Source organism: Stenotrophomonas sp. STEN087 (genome assembly GCF_056759115.1).
Genome location: NZ_JBRRCR010000127.1, coordinates 1 through 7,495, shown reverse-complemented (window position 1 = coordinate 7,495; position 7,495 = coordinate 1). Strand labels below are relative to the sequence as shown.

Sequence of the window (7,495 nt, the reverse complement as noted above, 5' to 3'; positions counted from 1 at the left end):
CACAGGGGCGGCCGGCCCCGGGCGGGCACTACCGTGCGCGTCTGCTGGAAGGGCTGGCGCCCCTCCGGCAACACAGTTGCTCCAGGGACGGATTCACGGCGTCCCCCAGCCAACCCACCCTCCCGGCCAATCCCGAGATCCTGCTCTTGACCACCACGGAGGGGCTCCGCCGTTGGCCGACCCGGCCGAAGGCCCACCCCCGCGCGATACAATGCGCCCCATGAACACCCCCCAGGACTCCAGCCTCGGTCGCGAGGTCAGTTACCCGTCGCAGTACGATCCCGGCCTGCTGTTTCCCATCCCCCGCATCGGCGCCCGCGCCGAGATCGGCCTCGATGACGCCGCGCTGCCGTTCGTCGGCCACGACCGCTGGCACGCCTTCGAACTGAGCTGGCTCGACCCGCGCGGCAAGCCGCAGGTGGCCGTGGCCACCGTGCAGGTGCCGTGCACCTCGCCGCGGCTGATCGAATCCAAGTCGTTCAAGCTGTACCTGAACTCCCTCAACAGCACCCGCATCGACAGCGCCGAGGCACTGCGCGAGCGCCTGGTGGCCGATCTGTCGGCCTGCGCGGGCGCGCCGGTGCAGGTGCAGTTCGGCCTGCCGCCGCTGGTCGAGGCGCCGCTGGGCGAATCGATCGACAGCCTGGACGTGGAGATCGACTGCTACGGCCCGCCGCAGGCGGACTACCTCGCCGCCGATGCCGGCCAGGTGGTGGAGGAGACCCTGGTCTCGTCCCTGCTGAAATCCAACTGCCCGGTTACCGGCCAGCCGGACTGGGCCACGGTCAGCGTCCGCTACCGCGGCCCGAAGATCGACCGCGCCGGCCTGCTGCGCTATCTGGTCAGCTACCGCGAGCACGCCGAGTTCCACGAGCAGTGCGTGGAGCGCATCTTCAGCGAGGTGTCCGCACGCTGCCAGCCGCAGTGGCTGGAAGTGGAAGCGCGCTACACCCGCCGCGGTGGCCTGGACATCAACCCCTGGCGTGCCAGCCATGGCATCGCCGGCCCGGCCGCGACCTTCCGCGAGCTGCGCCAGTAACCGCCGCAGGCGGTTACGGGTAGCGCCGGGCCACGCCCGGCGAGCGAAGCGGCCAGAGCCAAAGCCGCCGGGCACGGACCGGCGCTACCACGGTTCTCCGGCGGTCACAGGTAGTGCCGGCCGCTGGCCGGCAACCGCAGCGGCCCGATTGTTCAGCCGCCCACCCGGGCGGCTTCACATCCGCACCATCCCCATTTAACAACCTCCATGTCACCGTGCGATCCACGTAGTCATGCAGACGGGAGTGTGTGGATGAGCACCGAGAAGAAAGCCGATTTTTCCGGCGTCACTTCCAGCGTCGACAGCACCGCCGAGCTGGTACCCAAGGCGGACTTCTCCGGCGTCACGTCATCGGTGGACAGCACCGCCGAAGTGGTCAGCGTCGGCACGTACACCGTGCAGAAGGGCGATTCGCTGTCGAAGATCGCCAAGCAGCACCTGGGCGATGCCAATGCCTGGAAGAAGATTTTCGAGGCCAACCGCGATGTCCTCGACGACCCGGACAAGATTTTCCCGGGCCAGACGCTGAAGCTGCCGCCGAAATAAGCCGGCCCGCGCCCACGGGCGCACCAAGGCCGTCCGACAATCCCTGGGAGGAACACCCGAATGATCAAGACCAGCCCGCTCCAGACCGCCCTGATCGCCGCCCTGCTGGGCAGCGTTGCCCTGGTCGGTTGCAAGAAAAAAGAAGAGTCCACCGATAACAACGCCGCTCCGGCCGCGACCACCCCGGCAGAGCCGGCACCGGCGCCGATGACCGGCGCGCCGCCGCCGATGGCGGAAGCCACTTCGGTTGCCGTATCGACCGTCACCGTGGGCAAGACCGCTGCCGCTGACAAGTCGGTGGCCCCGGCCGCGCTGTTCGCGCCGAAGGACGATGTGATCGTCTCGGTGCGCACCGATGCCGCCGCGAACAACGTCACCGTCGGTGCCAAGCTGACCTTCCAGGATGGCCAGGTGGCCGGTGAGCAGAACGCCACGCTGAATGCCTCCGGTGCCGAGACGACCAACATCACGTTCAAGAACGCCAATGGCTGGCCGGCCGGCAAGTACCGCGCCGAAGTCATGGTTGATGGCAAGGCGGCAGGAACGCCGCAGGAGTTCGAGGTCAAGTAAGTCCTGCCGACTCTCTTCCGGTTGGACTCACGATCGACGCAGCCGCGAGGCTGCGTCTTTTTTTTGTGCGCGTTCCAGCGACCCGCATCCACGCATGGCGTGGATCTACTGGCGAGCGCCACGCATGGTTGCATCCGATACCACGCGGCTGGATCACAGCGTTGCCGTGGTGCAGTACCGCAGCGTATGGCATGGCTTTGCCCCGCGCGGCTGAAAACGCGACAATGCAGGGGTTTCCCCATCGCGCGCCCACCCTGACGGCGGCGGGGAAAGTGACACGGTTGCACGTGGCACGGCGCCTGCGCCGGCCTTCCCCTGAGAACTGCTACAGAGTCCAAGTCCCCCATGTCCAAGATCCTCTACACGCTGACCGACGAAGCACCGTTCCTGGCTACCCAGTCGCTGCTGCCGATCGTCGACGCCTACACCGCCACCGCCGGTATCGTGGTGGAAACCCGTGACATCTCGCTGTCCGGCCGCATCCTGTCGCAGTTCCCGGAACTGCTCAGCGACGCGCAGAAGGTCAGCGACGACCTGGCCGAGCTGGGCCAGCTGGCGACCACCCCGGACGCCAACATCATCAAGCTGCCGAACATCTCCGCTTCGGTGCCGCAGCTGAAGGCCGCCATCAAGGAACTGCAGGACCAGGGCTACCCGCTGCCGGCTTACCCGGAAACCCCGGCCGACGACCAGCAGCGCGACTACAAGGCGCGCTATGACAAGGTCAAGGGCAGCGCGGTGAACCCGGTGCTGCGCGAAGGCAACTCCGACCGCCGTGCACCGCTGTCGGTGAAGAACTACGCGCGCAAGCACCCGCATCGCATGGGCGCCTGGGCTTCGGATTCGAAGTCGCACGTCGCGCACATGGCCGCCGGTGATTTCTACGGCAGCGAAAAGTCGGCCACCCTGGCCAACGCCAGTTCGCTGAAGATCACCTTCCACGGCAAGGACGGCAGCGCCGTCGTGCTGAAGGAAAAGACCGCGGTCAAGGCCGGCGAGATCGTCGATGCCGCGGTGATGAGCCGCAAGGCGCTGGCCGCCTTCATCGGTGAGCAGATCGCCGATGCCAAGGCCCAGGGCGTGCTGTTCTCGCTGCACCTGAAGGCGACCATGATGAAGGTCTCCGACCCGATCATGTTCGGCGTGGCCGTCAACGAGTTCTACAAGGACGTGCTGGCCAAGCACGCCGACGTGCTGAAGCAGGCCGGTTTCGATGCCAACAACGGCATCGGTGATCTGGCCGCGCGCCTGCCGTCGCTGCCGGAAGCCACCCGCGCCGCGATCGAAGCCGACCTGGCCGCCGAGTACGCACAGCGTCCGGGCGTGGCCATGGTCAACTCGGACAAGGGCATCACCAACCTGCACGTGCCGAGCGACGTCATCGTCGACGCCTCGATGCCGGCGATGATCCGCGACTCCGGCAAGATGTGGAATGCCGAAGGCAAGCTGCAGGACACCAAGGCCGTCATCCCCGACCGCTGCTACGCCGGCGTGTACCAGGCCGTCATCGACGACTGCAAGTCCAACGGTGCCTTCAACCCGGCCACCATGGGCTCGGTGCCGAACGTCGGCCTGATGGCGCAGAAGGCCGAAGAGTACGGCTCGCACGACAAGACCTTCCAGATCACCGCCGACGGCGTGGTCAAGGTCACCGACGAGGCCGGCACCGTGGTGTTCGAGCACGCCGTGGAAGCCGGTGACATCTGGCGCATGTGCCAGACCAAGGACGCGCCGATCCAGGACTGGGTGAAGCTGGCCGTCGAACGCGCCCGCCTGAGCAGCACCCCGGCCGTGTTCTGGCTGGATGCCGGCCGCGCCCACGACGCGCAGGTCATCGCCAAGGTCGAGCAGTACCTGAAGGACCACGACACCCACGGCCTGGACATCCGCATCCTGCCGCCGGTGGAAGCGACCGCCTTCTCGCTGGACCGCATCCGCAAGGGTGAGGACACCATCTCGGTGACCGGCAACGTGCTGCGCGACTACCTCACCGACCTGTTCCCGATCATGGAACTGGGCACCAGCGCCAAGATGCTGTCGATCGTGCCGCTGATGACCGGTGGTGGCCTGTTCGAGACCGGCGCCGGTGGTTCGGCCCCGAAGCACGTGCAGCAGTTCGTCGAAGAGGACTACCTGCGCTGGGATTCGCTGGGTGAATTCCTGGCCCTGGCCGCATCGCTGGAACACCTGGGCAACCGCTACGAAAACGCCGCCGCCCGCGTGCTGGCCAAGGCTCTGGACGAAGCCAACGGCCAGTTCCTGGACAACGACAAGTCGCCTTCGCGCAAGCTGGGTGGCATCGACAACCGCGGCAGCCACTTCTACATCGCGCTGTACTGGGCCCAGGCCCTGGCCGCACAGGATGAAGACGCCGCACTGAAGGCCCGCTTCGCCCCGCTGGCCAAGGCACTGACCGACAACGAGCAGACCATCATCGATGAGCTGGCCGCGGTGCAGGGCAAGGCCGTGGACATCGGTGGCTACTACCGTCCGGACGTGGCCAAGGCCAGCAAGGCCATGCGCCCGAGCGCGACCTTCAACACCGCGCTGGAGCAGCTGCGCGGCTGATCCATCGCCCGCAGGAAGTGAAATCGAAACCCGCGCTTCGGCGCGGGTTTCTTTTTGTCCGGAGCGAGGGGTCAGAGCCCTTCTGCACGCAGAAGGGATCTGACCCCTTGCTGCCCCGGGGTCGGATCCCCCTGCCCTGCAGAGGGCTCTGACCCCAATCCCCGGAACCGTCAAAACGGCATGAAACTTGCCCGCGATGGCCGTCGCAGAACCCATAAATACGTGCCTGCAGCCGCCATCGATCTGAGCAGTCGATCACGACGGACGCGCGCGGCGATGCCCTAGCCTTGGCGACGCGAGACCGCCGGGGAGGCGGTCGCCCGGGGAACACGGATGGCACGCGTGCTGGTGGTGGGAACCGATCTCCAGGGCGAACAGGCCCTGCTGCAGCGGCTGCGCGTGGCCTCGGCCCTGCCCGATGGACAGGTGTGCCGCAGCCAGGACCTCGACGACTGCGACCTGCTGGTGGTCCGCGATACGCCCGCGCTGCGCAACGCCGCGCTGCGCATGCGCGAGCAGCGGCCGCGGCTGCAGTGCTGGATCGAGGGCAGCGGTGGCCAGCTGCGCGAAGGCCATGGCCGCCAGGACGTCCTCGACGATGGGGCCATCGGCCGCGCGCTGCGGGGCATGCAGGGCAGCGCCGAACCCGCACCCATCCGCCTGGCCGACGGCGCCCACGCCATCACCCGCCTGCTGCGCGAGCGCCTGCCGCTGCGCCAGGGCCACGCGCTGCTGGGCGAACGCGGTCAGCCGCTGCTGCTGCTGGATCTGGAGCAGGACCAGGCGGTGCTGTTGCAGGAGCCGGCCGCCGTGCTGGTGGAGCGCCTGGCCCAGGGCTTCGAACATCTGTACCTGGACGCACTGACGGCGCCGCAGTTCCAGCTGCTGGCCGGCAACCGCGCGCGCCAGCCGCTGCGCCCGCTGCTGTGGCAATGGGCGCAGCGCAGCCGCCACTGGCAGGCGCTGGACGAGCGCCTGCGCAGTGCGGCGGTGAAGCTGCTGCGCTGGCCCGACTTCCGCGTGCTCGGCCACGACCACGATGGGTTCCGCCTGTGCTCGCTGCTGCTCAAGCGCGCGTGCACGGTGGACGAGTGCGCGATGCTGCTGGAGCTGCCGCCGGCCGCCGTGCGCGACTTCATCCATGCCGCGTACCTGTGCGGCTACGCGCAGCTGCAGAACGCCGCGCCGGTGCCCGTGGCCGCGCGCGGCAGCGGCGCCGACCATGGCCTGCTCGCCCGCCTCTGGCGCAGCCTGCGCGGGAGCGAGCGCGATGCGTGAGCACAAGGTGGTGGTGCTGGGCGGCATGGGCAGCGGCAAGTCGACCCTGGTGCGCAGCATCGCGGCCGGTGCGGTCATCGATACCGACGTCGCCAACAGCGACCGCGCGGGAGCGGACAAGGCCTCGACCACGGTCGCCCTGGATTACGCCGACATCGACCTGCCCAACGGCGAGCGCCTGCGCCTTTACGGCACGCCGGGCCAGCAGCGCTTTGACTTCCTGTGGCCGATCCTGCTGCAGGGCGCGCGTGGCGCGGTGCTGCTGCTGGACGCGCGCCGCGCCGGCCTCGCCGCCGAACTGGATGCCTACCTGCAGGCGCTGCGGCCGTTCGCCGGCACGCTGGCGCTGGTGGTGGCGGTGACCCACCTGGACCAGATTCCCGACGCACAGCTGGACGACTGGGCCAACCGCGCCTGCCTGGACGACCAGCCGTTGCCGCTGCTGCCGATCGATGCGCGTGACCGCGCGCAGGGCCTGCTGCTGATGGATGTGCTGATGAGTGAAATGGAAGCGCACGCACTGGTGGCCCTGCATGGCTGACGGACAGGTGGCGACGCTGCCTGACGCCGGCCAGCGCGAGCGCCTGCAGCCGCTGCTGCAGGACCTGCAGCGGCGCGTGGAGGGGGTCCGCACGGTGGTGCTGGCCAGTGTCGATGGTTTCGCCCTGGTCAGCGCCGGTGCTGATGGCCGCAGCGAGCGGCTGGCGGCGATGACCAGCGCGATGCTGGCCTTGGCCGCAGCGGTGGGCCGCGAACTGGCGCTGGGCGACCTGCAGACGCTGATGCTGGAAGCACTGGGCGGCAAGGTGCTGATGCTGGCAATCCAGAGCGAAGGCCGCGCACCGCTGCTGCTGATGGCCGCCTGCGACCAGCGCAGCGTGATCGGCCAGGTGCTGTGGCAGAGCAGGGAATGTGGCCAGGCGATCCTGGCCGAACTCAGCGGATCGTGAGCCCGGCCGCAGGGGAACGAGGGGCTCGAACCAACACCGACAAGGGGATACGACGCGGCTGGACTGACTGAATCGCTGAATGCACTGATGGGCATCGATGGCGCGCAGGCCGTGGCGCTGGTCGACTACGAGAGCGGCATGCTGCTGGGCGAGGCGGGCGCCGGCATGGACATGGAAGTAGCGGCCGCGGGCAACACCGAAGTGATCCGCGCGAAGATGAAGACGGCCGCGTCGCTCAATCTCAACGACAGCATCGAGGACATCCTCATCTCGCTGGGCAAGGCGTACCACATCATGCGGCCGGTGGCGAAGAAGAAGGGGCTGTTCTTCTACATCGTGCTGGACCGCGCGAAGAGCAACCTCGCCCTGGCCCGGCGCAAGGTGCAGGACGTGGAGTCCGAGCTGGCGATCTGAGCCGGTAGTGGGGGGGGGGGGGGGGGGGGGGGGGGGGGGCGGGGCGGGGGGCGGGGGGGGGGGGGGGGGGGGGGGGGGGGGGGGGGGGGGGGGGGGCGGGGGGGGGGGGGGGGGGGGGGGGGGGGGGGGG

The 7,495-nt window shown here is 68.8% G+C and carries 8 protein-coding genes; all 8 read left to right on the top strand.

Annotation, left to right across the window (positions count from 1 at the left end; all coding sequences use genetic code 11):
- Window positions 1-220: 220 nt before the first annotated feature.
- On the top strand, window positions 221-1,039 hold the full coding sequence (gene queF, locus ACVOK1_RS19590) for an NADPH-dependent 7-cyano-7-deazaguanine reductase QueF (RefSeq protein ID WP_481563001.1): 819 nt from the start codon (window positions 221-223) through the stop codon (window positions 1,037-1,039).
- Window positions 1,040-1,291: 252 nt separating this feature from the next.
- Entirely contained in the window at window positions 1,292-1,585 is a 294-nt protein-coding gene (locus ACVOK1_RS19585; RefSeq protein WP_406234328.1) for a LysM peptidoglycan-binding domain-containing protein, read from the top strand.
- A gap of 60 nt (window positions 1,586-1,645) precedes the next feature.
- Window positions 1,646-2,155 carry a hypothetical protein gene (locus ACVOK1_RS19580; protein ID WP_481563000.1) on the top strand — a complete coding sequence of 170 codons (510 nt, stop codon included), beginning with the start codon at window positions 1,646-1,648 and terminating at the stop codon, window positions 2,153-2,155.
- A gap of 345 nt (window positions 2,156-2,500) precedes the next feature.
- On the top strand, window positions 2,501-4,723 hold the full coding sequence (locus tag ACVOK1_RS19575; RefSeq protein WP_481562999.1) for an NADP-dependent isocitrate dehydrogenase: 2,223 nt from the start codon (window positions 2,501-2,503) through the stop codon (window positions 4,721-4,723).
- 333 nt (window positions 4,724-5,056) lie between these two features.
- The gene (locus ACVOK1_RS19570) at window positions 5,057-6,001 is read left to right on the top strand and encodes a hypothetical protein (RefSeq protein WP_108770218.1); all 945 of its coding nucleotides are present in this window, start codon (window positions 5,057-5,059) and stop codon (window positions 5,999-6,001) included.
- A complete protein-coding gene (locus ACVOK1_RS19565) occupies window positions 5,994-6,542 on the top strand; it encodes a GTP-binding protein (protein ID WP_108770217.1) in 549 nt (182 codons plus the stop codon). Before ACVOK1_RS19570 ends, ACVOK1_RS19565 begins: the two co-directional genes overlap by 8 nt.
- A complete protein-coding gene (locus tag ACVOK1_RS19560; RefSeq protein ID WP_108770216.1) occupies window positions 6,535-6,951 on the top strand; it encodes a roadblock/LC7 domain-containing protein in 417 nt (138 codons plus the stop codon). The genes ACVOK1_RS19565 and ACVOK1_RS19560 overlap by 8 nt, the downstream gene beginning before the upstream one ends.
- A gap of 87 nt (window positions 6,952-7,038) precedes the next feature.
- Entirely contained in the window at window positions 7,039-7,365 is a 327-nt protein-coding gene (locus ACVOK1_RS19555) for a hypothetical protein (RefSeq protein ID WP_234456099.1), read from the top strand.
- Window positions 7,366-7,495: the final 130 nt, after the last annotated feature.